The sequence below is a fragment of the Xanthomonas sp. WHRI 7064 genome (genome assembly GCF_040202355.2).
Taxonomy (GTDB): domain Bacteria; phylum Pseudomonadota; class Gammaproteobacteria; order Xanthomonadales; family Xanthomonadaceae; genus Xanthomonas; species Xanthomonas arboricola.
Genome location: NZ_CP167821.1, coordinates 3303105 through 3319620, shown reverse-complemented (window position 1 = coordinate 3319620; position 16516 = coordinate 3303105). Strand labels below are relative to the sequence as shown.

General features: G+C 65.6%; 9 protein-coding genes and 1 pseudogene. 6 read left to right on the top strand and 4 right to left on the bottom strand.

Going from position 1 to position 16516, the window contains the following annotated elements:
• Positions 1 to 335 precede the first annotated feature (335 nt).
• Positions 336 to 1706, bottom strand: coding sequence for an MFS transporter (locus ABQY74_RS14305; protein WP_039526130.1), 1371 nt, complete (start codon positions 1704 to 1706; stop codon positions 336 to 338).
• Positions 1707 to 1806: 100 nt separating this feature from the next.
• Here ABQY74_RS14305 and soxR point away from each other — a divergent pair, with 100 nt between their 5' ends.
• The 6 genes and pseudogenes from soxR (at position 1807) to ABQY74_RS14275 (ending at position 12354) form a co-directional block, all read left to right on the top strand.
• The gene (gene soxR, locus ABQY74_RS14300; protein WP_054591491.1) at positions 1807 to 2253 is read left to right on the top strand and encodes a redox-sensitive transcriptional activator SoxR; all 447 of its coding nucleotides are present in this window, start codon (positions 1807 to 1809) and stop codon (positions 2251 to 2253) included.
• A 204-nt stretch (positions 2254 to 2457) separates the two neighbouring features.
• Positions 2458 to 4449 carry a M1 family metallopeptidase gene (locus ABQY74_RS14295; RefSeq protein ID WP_164736968.1) on the top strand — a complete coding sequence of 664 codons (1992 nt, stop codon included), beginning with the start codon at positions 2458 to 2460 and terminating at the stop codon, positions 4447 to 4449.
• Between the two features lie 794 nt (positions 4450 to 5243).
• Positions 5244 to 8402 carry a TonB-dependent receptor gene (locus ABQY74_RS14290; protein ID WP_164736967.1) on the top strand — a complete coding sequence of 1053 codons (3159 nt, stop codon included), beginning with the start codon at positions 5244 to 5246 and terminating at the stop codon, positions 8400 to 8402.
• A 455-nt stretch (positions 8403 to 8857) separates the two neighbouring features.
• Positions 8858 to 9619 (top strand): annotated as a pseudogene (locus ABQY74_RS14285) (SapC family protein).
• Positions 9620 to 9623: 4 nt separating this feature from the next.
• Entirely contained in the window at positions 9624 to 10661 is a 1038-nt protein-coding gene (locus ABQY74_RS14280; RefSeq protein WP_104559797.1) for a cupin-like domain-containing protein, read from the top strand.
• Positions 10662 to 10836: 175 nt separating this feature from the next.
• Entirely contained in the window at positions 10837 to 12354 is a 1518-nt protein-coding gene (locus ABQY74_RS14275; protein WP_349791919.1) for a tryptophan halogenase family protein, read from the top strand.
• Between the two features lie 472 nt (positions 12355 to 12826).
• Here ABQY74_RS14275 and ABQY74_RS14270 read toward each other — a convergent pair whose 3' ends face one another.
• From ABQY74_RS14270 to ABQY74_RS14260, 3 genes are all read right to left on the bottom strand, one after another.
• Entirely contained in the window at positions 12827 to 13834 is a 1008-nt protein-coding gene (locus ABQY74_RS14270; RefSeq protein WP_349791917.1) for an MBL fold metallo-hydrolase, read from the bottom strand.
• Between the two features lie 248 nt (positions 13835 to 14082).
• Positions 14083 to 14487, bottom strand: coding sequence for a hypothetical protein (locus tag ABQY74_RS14265; protein ID WP_349791915.1), 405 nt, complete (start codon positions 14485 to 14487; stop codon positions 14083 to 14085).
• A gap of 227 nt (positions 14488 to 14714) precedes the next feature.
• Positions 14715 to 16112 carry a serine protease gene (locus ABQY74_RS14260; RefSeq protein WP_102585022.1) on the bottom strand — a complete coding sequence of 466 codons (1398 nt, stop codon included), beginning with the start codon at positions 16110 to 16112 and terminating at the stop codon, positions 14715 to 14717.
• Positions 16113 to 16516: the final 404 nt, after the last annotated feature.

The following is a 16516-nucleotide window of genomic DNA, read 5'->3' as shown; positions in this document are numbered from 1 at the left end:
CCTGTGGATGGAACTTGCACAAGGCTGTGGACAAGTGGGTGCAGGCCCCGGCCTGCAACGCTGTCAAGATGGGTGGCGAAAAAATGACCAGCGGCTCGTAGATGCATTTTTCCGGTCCGGATCGCAGCGATCTCGACAGGATCGGCAAAGTCGGTTGCGCTATCGGCGATGAGATGTGCCGGGTTTGCGTCATGCCGACGACGTGCAGAGCATGCGGATCCAGCGAGTCGTGCCACCGCGCACGCTGCCTGCGATGCGGGCGATCCACAACGACTGAGCGCCACGCACCGGCACTCGCGATCAGTGTTCTCTCATTTGCGCGCACCGCAAACCCATCACACCCGCCGCGCCACTAACAGGCCCGCCACCGCCAGCAGCCATGCCAGGGCGAACACGCTCAGGTAGGCGGCCGCAGTCGCCGAGGCCAGCAGCGCGGCGAACAAGGCGCCGGCCAGCGCCAGCATGCCGGCCACCGCAATCGCCTCGCTCAACTGCAGCGCCGAACTGTTGGCGCCTTGCTGCGCCGGCGGCGACAGCGACAACGTCAACACCGACAGGCTCGGATACAGCAGGCCCATGCCCAGGCCGGTCAGCGCCCAGCCGGCAATCGCCACCGGCACCGGGATGACCGGCCACACCGCCCCCGCGCTGATCACGATGCCCAGCGACATGAAGCACGCACCGGTCTTGAGCAGGCGTGGGCGCGACCAGCCGGCGCGGCTATGGCCCTGGTACCAGGAGCCACTGAACCAGCCCAGCGCGCCGACGCTCAGCGCCACGCCGGCCAGCAGTGGCGACAGGCCGCGTTCGCGCGACAGCAGCAACGGCAGGAACGCCTCGAAGCCGAAGAAGGCCGCCGCCGCGATGCCACGCAGCGCGATCACGCTGGGCAGCCCGCGCGCAAGCCGCAGCGTGCCGGCCGGCAACAGCTGCCAGGCGCAGCACACGGTAAGCAGCAATGCCGGCAGCATCGCTAGCAACGCGCTGGTGCCATGCAGCTGCCCGCCCAGATACACGCCGAGCACACCCAAGGCCGCACCCACCGCCCAGCGCAATGCGGAATCCGACGCGCCGGCTGTGTCGCTGGACCAGGTGCGCCCGCGGATCGCCGGCCACAGCATCAGCCCGGCCGGTATCGCCAGCAGCGGCACCGACAGGAACACCCAGCGCCAGCCGACGTGCTGCACGATCAATCCGCTGATGCCCGGCCCGATCAACGAAGGCACCACCCAGCCGGCCGAAAACGCAGCAAACACGCGGGGCCGCAGGGCTTCCGGATACAGGCGCCCGACGATCACGTATAGCGCCACCGAATACGCGCCGGCCCCCAGGCCTTGCAGCAGGCGGCCGGCAATCAGTACCGGCATGCTCGGCGCCAGCCCTGCCACCAGCAGGCCGATTACGAAGCACAGCAGGCCGTAGGCCAGCGCCCCGCCGGGGCCACGTCGGTCGCTCCAGCGCCCGGCGGCGGTCATGCCGACCACGCTGGTCGCCAGGGTGCCGCCGAACGCCAGCGCATACAGCGGCAAGCCATTCAATTCGCGCGCGACGGTCGGCATGGCGGCGGCCACCGCCAGCGATTCGAAGGCATTGAGCGATACCAGTGCCACCATGCCCAGCGTTGCGGCGCGATACGGCGCAGCCAGGATGGAAGTGGGTTGGGCCTCATTGAGTGGCGTGGCAGGCAGGGCGGTATCGGCGGGCATCGAGCATCCAGAAACTGAAGTGTGTAGAGCCATGACCACGGGGCTTGCACCGGTCATGGCCGCGCAGCATCCTGCCTCAACCAAGGTTGAGGTCAAGGCAATGCAGCGTGAGTTGTCCGTGGGCGAAGTGGCCAAGCGCAGTGGCGTGGCGGTGTCGGCATTGCATTTTTACGAGCGCAAGGGCCTGATCCGCAGCCTGCGCACTGCCGGAAATCAACGCCGCTATGCGCGCGACGTGCTGCGGCGCATCGCCGTGATTCGCGTGGCGCAACGGCTCGGCGTGCCGTTGCAGCAGGTGCTGGATGCGTTCTCGGTGCTGCCGGACCAGCGCACGCCCACGCGTGCGGAATGGGCACGCATGTCGGCACGTTGGCGCGGGCAACTGGATGCGCGCATCGCCGAGCTGCAGGCCCTGCGCGACCAGCTCACCGACTGCATCGGTTGCGGCTGTCTGTCGCTGCGCCGCTGCCGGTTGAGTAATCCGGGCGATACGCTGGCCGAGGGTGGGGATGGCGCGTTGCGCTTGTCGCGGCTTGCTGCCGACTGAGGTGGCAAGCGCGGGCTGTGCTGCCGCCAGGGCAGGGATGGCGTGATCGGCATCTGCAGATCGCGCGCGGGCCGCGGCTGCTGCGCCCCGGGTAGCCTGTCACCGTCGAGAAGTTCGATGCCGCAACCGGGACCAATGGCAGTGCCGTGCCTGGCGAAGACGACCGTAGGATGGGGATCCCCCCACCGCCGCAGGACTTCACGCATGTTCCCCACCTTGCGCCGTTCGCTCGCCGTTGCGCTGTCGCTGGCATGCATCACCTCGTCCGCGCATGCCGCGACCGCCACCAGCGCCGCCGCGCCGGCAAGCGCCTTCGATCCGCTGGCCTTGTTCGCGCCGCTGCAACTGCCCGATGCACCCAATGCCTACCGCAGCGGCAGCGGCGTCCCCGGCCCGTTGTTCTGGCAGAACCGTGCCGACTACACCCTCAATGCCAGCATCGACCCGGCGACCCACACGCTCACCGGCGAAGCGGCGATCCACTACACCAACCGTAGCCCAGACACGCTGGACGTGCTGTGGCTGCAGCTGGACCAGAACATCTACCGCGCCGATGCGCGCGCTGCCGCCAGCCGGCCTTCGCGCCGCACCCAGTTCACCGACGGCATGCAGATCGCCAGTGTCGAGATCGACGATGGAGGGCGCCGCCAGCCTGCGCATTTCGTCGTCGACGACACCCGCATGCGAGTGGACCTGCCGCAGCCGTTGGCCGGGCAGGGCAAGGCGCTGACCGTGCATGTCCGCTACCGCTACACGATTCCGGGCACCTGGGGCGGGCGCACCGCGGTCAGTGCCAGTAAGCAGGGCGAGATCTACGAGATTGCCCAGTGGTATCCGCGCATGGCCGTCTACGACGATCTGCGCGGCTGGGACACGCAGCCGTATCTGGGCTCGGAGTTCTATCTGGAGTACGGCGACTTCGACTACGCGGTGACCGTGCCGGAGGGCTTCCTGGTCGCTGGTTCCGGTGCGCTGACCAATCCGGCCGAGGTGCTCAGCCGCAGCGAGCAGCAACGCCTGCAACAGGCGCGCAGCAGCGATCGCACGGTGCTGATCCGCACGCCCGAGGAAGTGAGCGCGCGCGCTGCCAAACCTGCGGGAAACACCACGCGTACCTGGCGCTTCCATATGGACAACACCCGCGATGTGGCGTTTGCCGCCTCGCCTGCGTTCGTGTGGGATGCCGCGCGCATCAAGCTGCCAGGCGGCAAGCAGTCGCTGGCGATGTCGGTGTATCCGCTGGAGGGCGTGGGCGCCGACAAGTGGAACCGCTCCACCGAATACGTCAAGGGCGCGATCGAACATTTCTCGCAGTGGTACCCGTATCCGTGGCCGGCTGCGATCAACCTGGGCGGGTACGGTGCGGGCATGGAGTATCCGGGCATCGTCTTCGACGGTTTCGAAGACAGCGGCAAGGAGTTGTTCTGGATCACCGCGCACGAGATCGGACACACCTGGTTCCCGATGATCGTCGGCTCCAACGAGCGCCGCCACGCGTTCATGGACGAAGGCTTCAACACCTTCATCGACGTCTATGCATCCGATGCCTTCAACAAGGGCGAGTACGCGCCCAAGCGCGATTCGGAATATGCGCCCAAGGGCGGCAACCCGGTCGACGAAATCCTGCCGCTGCTGGCCGATGCCGGCGCGCCGACATTGATGGACAACGCCGATTCCACCAGCGAGACCTACCGGCATTCGCTGACCTATTTCAAGGGCGCGTTGGGGCTGGTGTTGTTGCGCGAGCAGATCCTGGGGCCGGAGCGTTTCGATCCGGCCTTCCGCAAGTACATCGCGACCTGGGCCTACAAGCACCCCACGCCATCGGATTTCTTCCGGCTGATGGAAAGCGAGAGCGGCGAGAATCTGGCCTGGTGGTGGCGCGGCTGGTATCTCAACAACTGGCAGCTGGATATGGGCATCAGCGAGGCCCATTACGTCGATCACGATCCCGCCAAGGGCCTGCAACTCACGCTGCGCAGCAGCCAGAAACTGGTGATGCCGGTCACCGTGCGGGTGGACCTGGCCGACGGCAGCCATCTGGACCGCCGCGTGCCGGTGGAAACCTGGCTGCAGAACACCGCGCCCAAGCTGACGCTGCCGACCACGCAGAAAGTGCTGCATGTGACGCTGGATCCGGACCATGTGTTGCCCGATGCTCAGCGTGGCGACAACCAGGTCAATACGATCGGCTAGCGGCTGCCGATGCAGGCATCTGCGCTGCAATGGCGTAGATGCTGCGGGCCTTCAGTACACGCGACTTACCGTCGCCAGCGGCGCAATCGATTGCAGCGATTGCGCCGTTTTTCGTTGCGCGGTGCAGTCCGATGTCGAAGATAGACGCGCAACGGTGTGCTCGCATCGGCGTCAACTGCCACGTGGATGCGCCGCTCAGCACGTGGCCACTGAGAGCTGCCGCGTTGCGATCCTCGCGATGCCTTGCGCAACTACTCCATGTGGCGTTCTCGCTGCTACGCGATGACGCGCGACTGCGCCACTGCAACGCATTTGCAGAGGTCACAAGCTGGTAACGCTTACAGCCACGCTGCGCCTGCATTCGTGCTGCGGACTCAAGCGCACGCGGTGTTTTATGCCTACGTGTGGCCTGGTGTGTTTGCTGCAACGCACGGTGACAAGCCCAGGCACGCATGACTAGGCTGCGCCGCGTGTTAGCGCTATCAGGTTTTGCATCGCCTGCTGACACGGGGTTGAGTGCAGAGGCGCGCGGCAGTGCACGTCTTGCAGGCGTACTGGTTGGGAAGGCAGTCGCAGGTGCTGTACAGGTCGAGCAGCAGGCCGCGTCCGTCAGGGACGTGGCGCGCGCACGGCTGGCATCAGGGGGATACGCCGGCAGTCGAGGCGGCGGATCAGAGCAAGTGCTGTGCAGGGATGTATGTCGCGTGCCGTCCAGGCGCGTGGCCAGGCAAGCGCCGCGTCGCATTCCGCGATCACGGCCGTGGGTGTTGGACTCCAGACCCGAGGATAGATCGATGCGTCGTACGTTGAGCAAGTTCAAGTCGAAGGCCATGTTTACCTTCGTCGGTGGCATCCTGGTGATCAACCCCGCCTTTGCGCAGGACATTGCCGCGCAGCAGGTGTCGCCGCCGCAGTCCGGCGCACAAACCGCCACCACCCTGGATGCGGTCAATGTCACCGGCATCCGCAGCAGCCTGGATCAGTCGATGGGCATCAAGCGCGATGCTGCCGGCGTGGTGGATGCGATCAGCGCCGAAGACATCGGCAAATTCCCCGATACCAATCTGGCCGAGTCGCTGCAACGCATCACCGGCATCTCGATTGAGCGCCGCGATGGCGAAGGCGCGCAGGTCACCGCGCGCGGCTTCGGCCCGCAGTTCAATACCGTCACCCTCAACGGCCGCCTGATTCCCGGTGCCGATGCGTTCGGCGCGCCGGGCCAGACCCCGATCGGTGGCGTGGATGTGGGCACGCGCGCGTTCAACTTCGCCCAGCTCGCCTCCGAAGCCATCACCGGCATCGAGGTGTTCAAGACCAGCCGTGCCACCGCGCCCAGCGGCGGCATCGGCGCCACCATCAACATCCAGACCGACAAGCCGTTCAATCACGAAGGCGTGGTGGCCAATGCTGGCGCCAAGATGGTGTCGGATCGTTCGCAGCCGTTCGGCGATTCGCTCACTCCTGAAGTCTCGGGCATCTTCAGCTATACCAATCCCGACAAGACCTTCGGCATCGGCCTGAGCGGTAGTTACCAGAAGCGCCATGGCGGCTCGGTGCAGGCCACCGAAAACACCTGGAATATCCAGCGCTGGACCGGCACCGACCCGGCCCTGCGCCCGGATGCGGTGGTGACCAACGCGCCGGCGATCGGCCAGCTGTACGGCATGCCAAACGATTTGCGCTATGCCTTTGCCGACTTCCAGCGCGAGCGCACCAATGGCCAGGCGGTGATGCAGTTCGCGCCCAGCGACAGCCTGACCCTGACCCTGGATTACACCTATTCGTCCAACGAGATCCGCGAAGAGCGCGGCGAGCAGGGCATCTGGCTGCAGCGCGCCAACAGCTTCACCGATCTGACCTTCGACACCGGCCAGGCGGTGGCCACCCCGGTGTATCTGCGCGACGTGCCCAACGGCGCCAAGGACTTCGGCATGGAGCAGCAGCGCAACGAGCAGAAATACACGCTCGGCTCGCTCGGCTTCAATGCCGACTGGCAGGTGAGCGACCGCTTCCAGCTGTCCTTCGATGCGCACAACTCCAAGACCAAGAGCCTGCCCAACGACCCGGTCACCGGCGGCAGCGCCACGTATTTCAGTTTCGCCGGCACCAACAACTGCAGCAACGGCCCGTCCTGCGGCGGTCAATGGGGGCAGGAGCTGCGCTTCAACAATGGCCTGCCGATCGGCGCACGCACCTGGTATCCCACCGCGGCCGATTCCCTGGCCGGCACCAACGGCGTGCTCAACCCGGATTTCACCCCCGCCGAGCTTGGCTCGCAGGTCCTGCGCATCTTCTATCAATCGCAGGTCACCGAGATCAAGGAAGGCCGCATGGACGGCACCTTCGATTTCGAGGACGGACGCTTCCAGTTCGGCGTGAGTACCGCCAATACCACCATGAACCGGCTCACCAGCGACACCAATTCCACGCTGGGCGACTGGGGTGTGGCCAACGCCGGCAACGAGCCCGGCATGCAGGCGCTGCTGCGGCCGGTGAGCATCACCGGCATGTTCAAGGACTTCAACGCCAATGGCGCCGCGCCCAATGCATGGCGCGGCGATGCCGATCAGCTGGCGCTGTGGGGTGGCAGCCAGTACGGCGCCACCACTCGCTACAACCCGCAATACAGCGCCGACAACCAGGTGGAAGAGAAGACCCGCGCCGCTTACGTGCAGCTGGAACTGAAGGGCGACATCTCCGGCATGACCACCAATACGCGGCTGGGCTTGCGCTACGAGCGCACCGATGTGGAATCCACCTCGCAGGTGGCCACGCCCACGGCGTTGTTGTGGCAGGCCAACAACGACTTCCAGCTGTTGCGCTCCACCGAGCAGCAGCCCTTCAGCGAGAAGACCAGCTACAACTACATCCTGCCCAATCTGGACTTCAGCATCGACATCTCCGATCAGCTGAAGGGGCGCGCCTCGTTCGGCCAGACCATCGCACGCGCGCCCTACAACAACCTGATTGCCGGCCCGACGCCGAATACGCCCAATGGCTCGATCCTGATCAATCCCTCCAACCGTGCCGGCGGCAGCTCGCAGAACCCGCAACTGGACCCGCTGGAATCGGACAACCTCGATCTGGCGCTGGAGTGGTACTTCGCCGATGCCAGCTACGTGTCGGCCACGTTCTGGAACAAGCGCGTCAGCAACTTCATCGGCAACACAGTCTCGCGCGAATCCTTGTACGGGCTGAGCGATCCCACCTCCGGTCCTGACGCGCAGGCCGCGCTGGCGTTCCTGCAGAGCGGCGCCTGCGCGGCGCAGGTGGGCGCCTCCGGCAACGACGTCGCGGCGGCGTGCTCGGCCAACGACACCTCGCTGTTTGCGGCGATGGCGCTGCTGCGCAATGCCGCGGCCACCGGTGGGCTGGCCGCCTACAACGGCAGCTCCGCGCAGAGTCTGGCACTGGAGAACGCCTACGACATCGTCGGCAATGCCTCCGATCCGCTGTATCAGTTCGACGTGTCGCGCCCGGTCAACCAGAACAAGGCCAACATCCACGGCTGGGAGTTGGGCGGGCAGTACTTCTTCGACAGCACCGGCTTCGGCATCTATGCCAACTACACCATCGTCGAAGGCGATGTGGGCTTCGACAACACGGTGATCGATCGCGACCAGTTCGCGCTGCTCGGCCTCAGCGACACCGCCAACGTGATGCTGATGTACGAAAAATACGGCTGGAGCGCGCGCCTGGCCTGGAACTGGCGCGACGAGTATCTGATCGCCGCCAACCAGGACAATGCCAACCGCAATCCGTACTACGTCGAGGCGTATCAGCAGTGGGACCTCAGCGTCAGCTACAGCTTCAGCAAGCAACTTTCCGTGGGCTTTGAGGCGATCAACCTCACCGGCGAAGACGTGCGTTGGCATGGGCGCTCGGACAAGCAGATCATCCGCCTGATCGACCAGCAGCCGCGCTACACGCTGGGTGTGCGTTACGCGTTCTGACCCACCGGCTGCGCTCACTTCCCTCCCGGTGAGCGCAGCCGGTGCCTGTTGGGGCAGATGCCGACGTGCAGGCTGGTGTGGGCCCGTGGTGCGCTTCTTCTGAAGGCACCCGGGCAATCGTTCGCTGGTTGCGCGGAGTGGCCGGGTCGCGTCGTCAGCCTGCGTGGCGCTGGTCTGGCGACCGCAACTGCAGGCTCGACCTCGATGCCGCGACGCATTCGTGGATGCGGCCGGCACGCATTGCGGTTGCTTGCAAGCAAACGCCCGCCTGCTGGTGGCCGCTATGGCAGCGCAGCGACGCCGAGTGCAGCAGGCTTGTTCCCATGCTGCTGTGCCGCTTGCCGGCCTGGCGCTTTTTGGCAATGCTCGCCAACAGCGGGCGCGCCACCCGGCCGCGCGATCGACGCATTCCACGCAATGCGGTACTCCGTGGCGGAGCACCGTTGGAGTTTCAGATGACGCGATACGCAGTGCTCAACAATGTGGCGCATCACGATCTGCGCGTCGTGCTGCGCTTCGGTGCCGAGTTCGGCGATGCGCTCGGCCTGGTGCCGGCGTTCGTCACCGAATACGCCGAGCTGCAGCGCGAGTACCCGCTGTTCTTTCGCAAGGATCCGGCCACCGGCGGCTACCAGTCGGTGGCGCTGCTGGGCTTTGCACAGGACGAGAATCTGTTCCTGCAGGACGGCCGTTGGACTGCCAGCTATCTGCCGGGCATCGTCGCCAAGGGTCCGTTTCTGATCGGCTTCCAGGAGCAGCGCATCGATGGCGCCTTGGTGCAGGAGCCGGTGATCCACGTCGATCTGGAGCACCCACGCATCAGCCGTCACGAAGGCGAGGCGGTGTTTCTGCCGCAGGGCGGCCATAGCCCGTACCTGGAGCACATCATCGGTGTATTGCGCGGTATCCGCGACGGTGTGGATGCCGGCCAGGCGATGGCGGCCGCGCTGGATGCGTTGGGGCTGATCCAGCCGGTGCAGCTGGATGTCACGCTGGATGCCACCCACGCCACCAAGCTGGAAGGTCTGTTCGCCATCGACCGCGAGCGGCTTGCCGCACTTGATGCGTCCTAGTTGCAGCAACTGCATCGGGCCGGCTATCTGGAGGCTGCGTTCCTGATGCTGGCCTCGCTGCACAACGTGCGTCGGCTGATGGCCGAGAAGCAGCGCCGCCTGCAGCAGGCGCACACTGCGTCTGCGACTGCTGCGTTCGCCTGAGCGCATGACGACCGGCGCAGCCTTCTCCTCCCTCGCGGCCGTCGCCGAGCGCAGCGATTGCCACCCCGACGCGCTGCCGCTTGCCGCGCTGTGCGATGCCGCCGAGCCGGTGGTGCTGCGTGGCATTGCACGCGACTGGTCGCTGGTGCAGGCCGGGCTGCGCAGCCCCGAGGAGGCGATGGCGCTGCTGCGCGCGCACGACAGTGGACGCCCCCTGCAGTATTCCTGTGGCAGCCCGGAGATCGCCGGCCGGCCGTTCTATACCGACGATTGCAGTGCGCTGAATTTCGAGGTGCAGCGCGGCAGCTTGAGCAGCTTGCTGGAAGCCATCGTGACGCATCGCGACGATCCGCAGCCACCCACATATTATCTGGCGTCGTTGCCTATTGACGACAATCTCCCGGGCTTGCGCGCAGGCAACGATCTGGATTTCGCCGCCAGCGGCATCGGGGTGCAGCCGAGTATCTGGATCGGTAATCGCGTCACTGCTTCCTGCCATTACGATGCGCCCAACAACCTGGCCTGCTGCGCGGTGGGGCAACGTCGCTTCACGCTGTTTCCGCCCGAGCAGGTGGCCAACCTGTATCCCGGCCCCTTGGATCCCACGCCGGGTGGGCAGGTCGTGAGCATGGTGGATATCGCCAATCCGGATCTGCTGCGGTATCCACGCTTCGCTGAAGCGCTCACGCAGGCGCGCACCGCCGTGCTGGAGCCGGGCGATGCGGTGTTCATTCCCGGCATGTGGTGGCATCACGTGCAATCGCTGCAGCCATTCAACGTGCTGGTCAACTACTGGTGGAGCAGCGCGCCCGCGCATCTGCCGGCGCCGATGCCCGCGTTGTATCACGCGCTGTGGGCCATCCGCGACCGCCCGGCAGCGGAAAAGGAGGCCTGGCGCGCCCTGTTCGACTACTACGTGTTCGGCCCTGCCGAGCGCGCGGGCGAGCACCTGCCCGAGCAGGCACGGCATGCGCTGGGCCCAATCGACCCCACGCTGGCGCGACAGCTGCGCGCGCTGTTGCTCGGCAGGCTCAACCGCTGATGCGCGCGATCGGCTTCCAGGCCACGGGCGGGACAACTGCGCAGCGACCGGGCGGGCAGGGCCCATGTGCGGCATTGGCAGGCGCCACGCGCGCGTTCCGCTCCCTGCGGGCCACCCGCGTTGTCCAGACGATCGATCAAGACCTCACCCCGGATCCATCACCCAGGAGCGCGCAGTGAGCCAGGCCCCGATTCGCAAGGTCGTCATCGCCGGCGGCGGCACCGCTGGCTGGATCGCCGCCTGCGCACTGTCGCATCAATTCCGCGAGCTGCTGGAGATCACGCTGGTCGAGTCCGAGCAGATCGGTACCGTGGGTGTGGGCGAATCCACGGTGCCGCCGATCCGCAGCTTCCATCGCTTCCTGCAGATCGACGAGCAGGAGTTCCTGCGCGCGGTGGCCGGCACCTTCAAGTTGTCGATCTCCTTCGAGCATTGGCGCCACCAGGGCGAGCGCTATATTCATCCGTTCGGCATCACCGGGCAAAGCACGCTGGTGTGCGCCTTCCATCATCTGTGGCTGGAGAGCCAGCGCCGCGGCATGCCGGGCAGCTTTGGCGATTACTGCCTGGAAACCGTGGCCTCGCGTGTGGATCGTTTCGCCTTGCTGCGCGAGCCTGCGGTCAACTACGCCTATCACCTGGATGCCGCGCTGTATGCCAGGTTCCTGCGCACGCGCAGCGAAGCCTGTGGCGTCAGGCGTATCGAGGGCAGGATCCAGCAGGTGACCTTGCAGCAGGACAGTGGCGATGTCGCCAGCTTGCTGCTGGAAGACGGGCAGGTGGTCGAGGGCGACCTGTTCATCGATTGCAGCGGTTTTCGCGGCCTGCTGATCGAGCAGGCGTTGCACACCGGTTACGAAGACTGGAGCCATTGGTTGCCGTGCGATCGCGCCGTTGCGGTGCAGACCGAAGCGCTTGGCCCGCCGGTGCCGTACACCCGCGCCATTGCGCACGAAGCCGGATGGCGCTGGCATATCCCGCTGCAGCATCGCGTTGGCAATGGTCTGGTGTTTTCCAGCAAACACCTGTCCGACGACGAGGCGCATGCCAAGTTGCTACGCGATGTGGCCGCGCCTGCGCTGAAAGACCCCTGGCTGGTGCCGTTCCGCACCGGCCGCCGCCTCAAGGCCTGGAACAAGAACGTGGTGTCGCTGGGCCTGGCCAGCGGCTTTATCGAGCCGCTGGAATCCACCAGCATCCATCTCACTATCGCCGCCGTGGTGCGCCTGATCAGCTTGTTCCCGGCCGATGGCATTGCGCCCTCGCAGGTGGAGCTGTTCAACGACATCAGCCGCGCCGAAATGGAACATGTGCGCGACTTCATCATCCTGCATTACCACGCCACCCAGCGCGACGAACCGCTATGGCGCCAATGCCGCGCGATGGAGTTGCCCGACTCGCTGGCGCTGCGCCTGCGCGCCTGGCGCGAACGCGCACACGCCTGGCAAGCGGCCGATGAACTGTTCCGCGTCGACTCCTGGACCCATGTGCTGATGGGGCAGGGCATCGTGCCCGAGCAGCATCATCCGCTGGCGCGCGCGCTGTCCGATCGCGACCTGCGCCGCCTGCTCGACGGCATCGCCCAGCCGATTCGGCACGCGGTGGAGCAGATGCCGTCACAGCAGGCGTTTATCGACGCGTATTGCAAGGCAGGTGCGGGCGTGTGGGGCCTGCGCAGTCCGGTGGTGACGTAGAGCGGCTGGCAACGCTGGGGCACCGCCGGCAGGCAGGCGCAGCCGCTGCCCACAACCGGCACGGCGCCAGCACGTCCTGGCCCGGCTCGGCAACGCGATACGGGACGGGCGGCGTGCTCCGCGCAGTAGGCAAGGAAGGCCGGTACGGGCAGTCAGCACGGGCCAGACCAATGTAGGAGCGCGCTTGCGCGCGATTCGATTGAGCGTAACCGGAAACGCTCGTCGCGCCCTTCCACCCCCGGTTCCGAGCGCGCCTTCCACGCGCACCTGACGACTGCTTGCTACGGGTTAGCCGCTCTTGGACACACGGACCAGAGATGCAGTATCGCCTGCTGTGTCGTGCCCGCTCTGCACAATGTCTGGTGACTGCGCGCCGCTTGATAGCTGTTGGCGATCTCACCACCGGATACAGGTCAAATGCGCTGACGACAGTGCGCAGCCGGATCCATCGCTGCAGTGCCCGGCTGCTCCGCTACAACCGCATCAGATCCTTGCCGACCACAATCGGCCCGGCGTAGTGCTTGCGCGCGCCCTCGCTCCACATCGCATCGGTGATCGTCGGGTCGCCGCCAGGCACAAAGTGATTGAGCACCAGCATCTTTGCGCCGGCTGCTGAAGCGATCTTGCCCACTTCTTCGCTGGTGGAGTGGCTCTTGAGCAGATGGTCGAGCAAGGTCGGTGCGTTGTCGTTGGTCTTGAGCATCTTTTCCAGCGCGGGCAGGTACATCACCTCGTGCACCAGGATGTCGGTGTCCTTCGCGAATTCGGCCAGTGCAGGCAGGTAGCGCGTATCGCCGGAGAACACCACCGTGCGGTCGCGCGCGGCAAAACGGTAGGCGAACGCCGGCTTGAGCGTGTAGTGATCCACCAGCGTCGCGGTGACGGTGACCTGGTCGTTCTGCAGCACCGTGCCGGGCTGGTCGAACTCGTGCACATGGATCAGCTGCTTGAACGGCGGGCGGCCTTCTTCGCGGATGCGCGCATCGATGTCGATGGCATTCATCTCGACGAACGCATCCACCATCCTGGCGATACCGGGCGGGCCGTACAAATGCACCGGCGTCTGCAGCCCGCTGGCCCACGCCAGCCAGACCACGTTGAGCAGGTCGGCGTTGTGGTCAGAGTGATGATGGGTCAGGAAGATGTCGCGCAGCGCAGGCAGGCGGATGCCGGCCTTGGCCAGTTGCTGTGCAACGCCATTGCCGCAGTCGATCAGGTAGGGCTGCCCGTCGATGACCAGCGCATTGGCGGCCGCGGCGCGCAGCGGTGATGGCGTGGGGCCGCCCTTGGTGCCGAGCAGCACCAGCACGCTGCCGTTGGCCGGGAAGGGCGCCGGTGACGCCGGATCGGACGGCGCAGGGTCTTCCTTCGGTGCGCGCCGCAGTGCGGCACCGAGCTGGCTCGTCACGCTCAGCGTGGCCGCTGCCAGCGCGATGCGCAGCACCTGGCGACGGGAAGGGCGTGGCGAAGCGGCGGACATGACGGCTCCTGTCAAAACGGGGAAGAGGATGTGCCAGGCGGGGCGTGGCACTGCGCCAGACTATCGTGGGGCTGCCGGGTTTGCGAATGGCTCACGTAAACCTCGGCACTGGCATGCCCGCGCCCGATGCAGAAGAGCTGCACCTGCGGTGCACGCGGTGCGTGCACTGCGCGGTCCTATGGCCCGCCCCGAATCGGTCACGCCGATCCATCCGTTGCCTTCCAACGGGGGGCTTGCATCGATTGCCTTCAGAGTTCCTGTGCAATGAACGCGTTCAACGCAGGCGAACGATAAAACGCCATGCATTGCGCGAAGATTCTGTTGAACGGGCCGCGGCGGGCTTCGTCCTTCATCGGCACTTCGGCGCGATGGAAATCTGCCGTCTGCTCGGCCACGAAACGGTGCAGGCGGTCGGTGGCACCGGTCTTGGCATTGTCGAGCGCGTAGGTCGTCAGCAGATACGAGCGATCGCGCAGCTGGTCTGGGGTGTATTTGCCGCTACGCTCATAGTTGTTGTCCAGGCACAGCTGCAGCGCGTAGGCCTTGACGTCGTCGCGATTGGCGGGCTTGCCGGCTGCATGGGCGGTGACCTGTAGCGACAAGGCCAGGAGTGCAGCTACGGCGATGACACAAGGAGTGCGTTGAACGGGCATGCCGATCCAGGTGAAGGACGAGCTGCCAAGTCTGCATCATCCGGGCGCTGCAGATGAAGTGCATGACGACTGACGCGCGTGACCGATAAGGTCCAAGGGTCAGTGCAAAAAACATCAACCCGCACAGATCGATCCACACAGCACATCAAACAATCGACCACACTCTGTACAGGCCAGACGCAGTCGCACGTGGCAGGCGCTACCCGCCTGCCACGCATATCACCCGCTTACGGGCCGAAGTAGGTGGAAATGCTGGAATACACGTCCGAGAAGCGCGAGTAGTAATCCGGATCGGTCTGCGCGGTGCAGAACGAGTAGCCGCCATACAGGCCGCCGCGCAGCTGGTAGGCGCCACCGCTGGCGACGGTGAACAGGCCCGAGCCGGACGAGCCGCCCTCGGTGACGCCATCGTTCCAGACCACACGGTACAGCGGGCTCTTGCCGTCGATGCTGGTGCTCAGCCCATTGACGGTGCCCAGCGAATACTTCTTGACGTCGCCGGACGGGTGGTGGATGCCGACGATCGAGGTGCCGGTCGCGCCGATCGCCGCGCTGTTCCATGCCGCATAGAACGCGCCGCTTGGCGGTGCGGTCTTCAGCTCCAGCAACGCGGTATCGCGCGTGGTATTGGCGTGGCGCAGGAATGCACCGCCGGTCAAGGTGGTGGCCTGCGAGCTTGCGGTATTGCCGTTGCAGGTGGCCGCGTCGTAGAACCAGTAGGTCTGCAGTGTGTTGGCGACCGTCTGCGTACTGATGCAATGCGCTGCAGTCCAGAACAGGTTGCGCTTGGGCGAGTTGGTGTTGTTGAGCAGCGTGCCGGTGCACAGGAACGAGCCCTGGCTGGTGGTGAACACCATGCGCGCCACCGCCTTTGCGGCATTGGTGAAGCCGGCGGTGGGATTGGCGCGGCAGACGATATCGTTCTGGCAGGAATCGCTCTCGCCGATGGCGATGGTCATCATGTCGCGCGCGCTGGCGGTGGGGCTGATGTCCAGGTGCGACAGCTGCGGGATACTCAGGCTGAAGTTCTCCGGATACTGGCCGGCCGGCAGCGACAGTTCCACCAACAGATTCTCACCGCTGACGGTCGGCGACCAGCCGATGGCGTCGCCGCTGGCGGCGAAGCTGGCACCGGATTGCTCGAATACCCGGCCATCGTCGCCGGCAAAGCGCAGCGTCACCTTGGACGGATCGCCCGGCGTGGCGCCGGCACCACGCAGGATCAGCGACGCACGCAGCGAGGCCGCCTGCGCGGAGCCGACCTTCAAGGTCGCCACGCGTGAGCCGTCTTTGGTCATCTGCCAATCGAGCGTGGCCAGATTCACCAGGGGCTTGGCAACTGCGCGCGAAAACCCGATCTGCAAAGGCTGCCCATGTTTGACCTGTGCGATGCGACGCTCACGCACCCGACCGATCTCGGTGCTGGTGGGCGCAGTGAGTTGCACCACACGCGTGGGCAGGATGCCGCCACGCAGACTTGCCGACTGCAACGTCGCTGCGCCGAGCTTGGCCGCCTGCGGCGCGGTACTCACCGGTGCCGCATCCATTTCGGTCGGCGGCGTTGCCAGTGCAGAGCCGGAAACGGCGGAAAACAGCGCCAGGTACAAGGCATTCTTGCGATTCATGGATAGTCCTTCTCGTCAGGGAACGACAGGCTGCGGCGGGGGCCACAGCCTGCGGGCGCCATCGTTGGCGCCGAACGAGACTAGCGAATGTTCAAAGCTGAATATGTGCTGAAAATCTCGTTCAGAGATTGGCAGTCGATAAAAAGATCATCGTGTTTTGCACGCAGCAGTCGACGTGCGCACGACTTGCCAGTGGCCTTGCGCATGCGCATGCGCATGGCGCCGCATTCCAGGAATCATCTGCAACACGTACGCCGCTCTACCTGCGGCAAGTGCGATCGCGCAGTGCACCGGCAGCGCCGCCTTGATCAACCTGTCAGGCGATGCAGGTAGATACGCTGCATGCTGGATGGCGAGCGCGCATAACCTTTGCGGGCTTTAACAAGGCGCGCTCTACGCCCCTG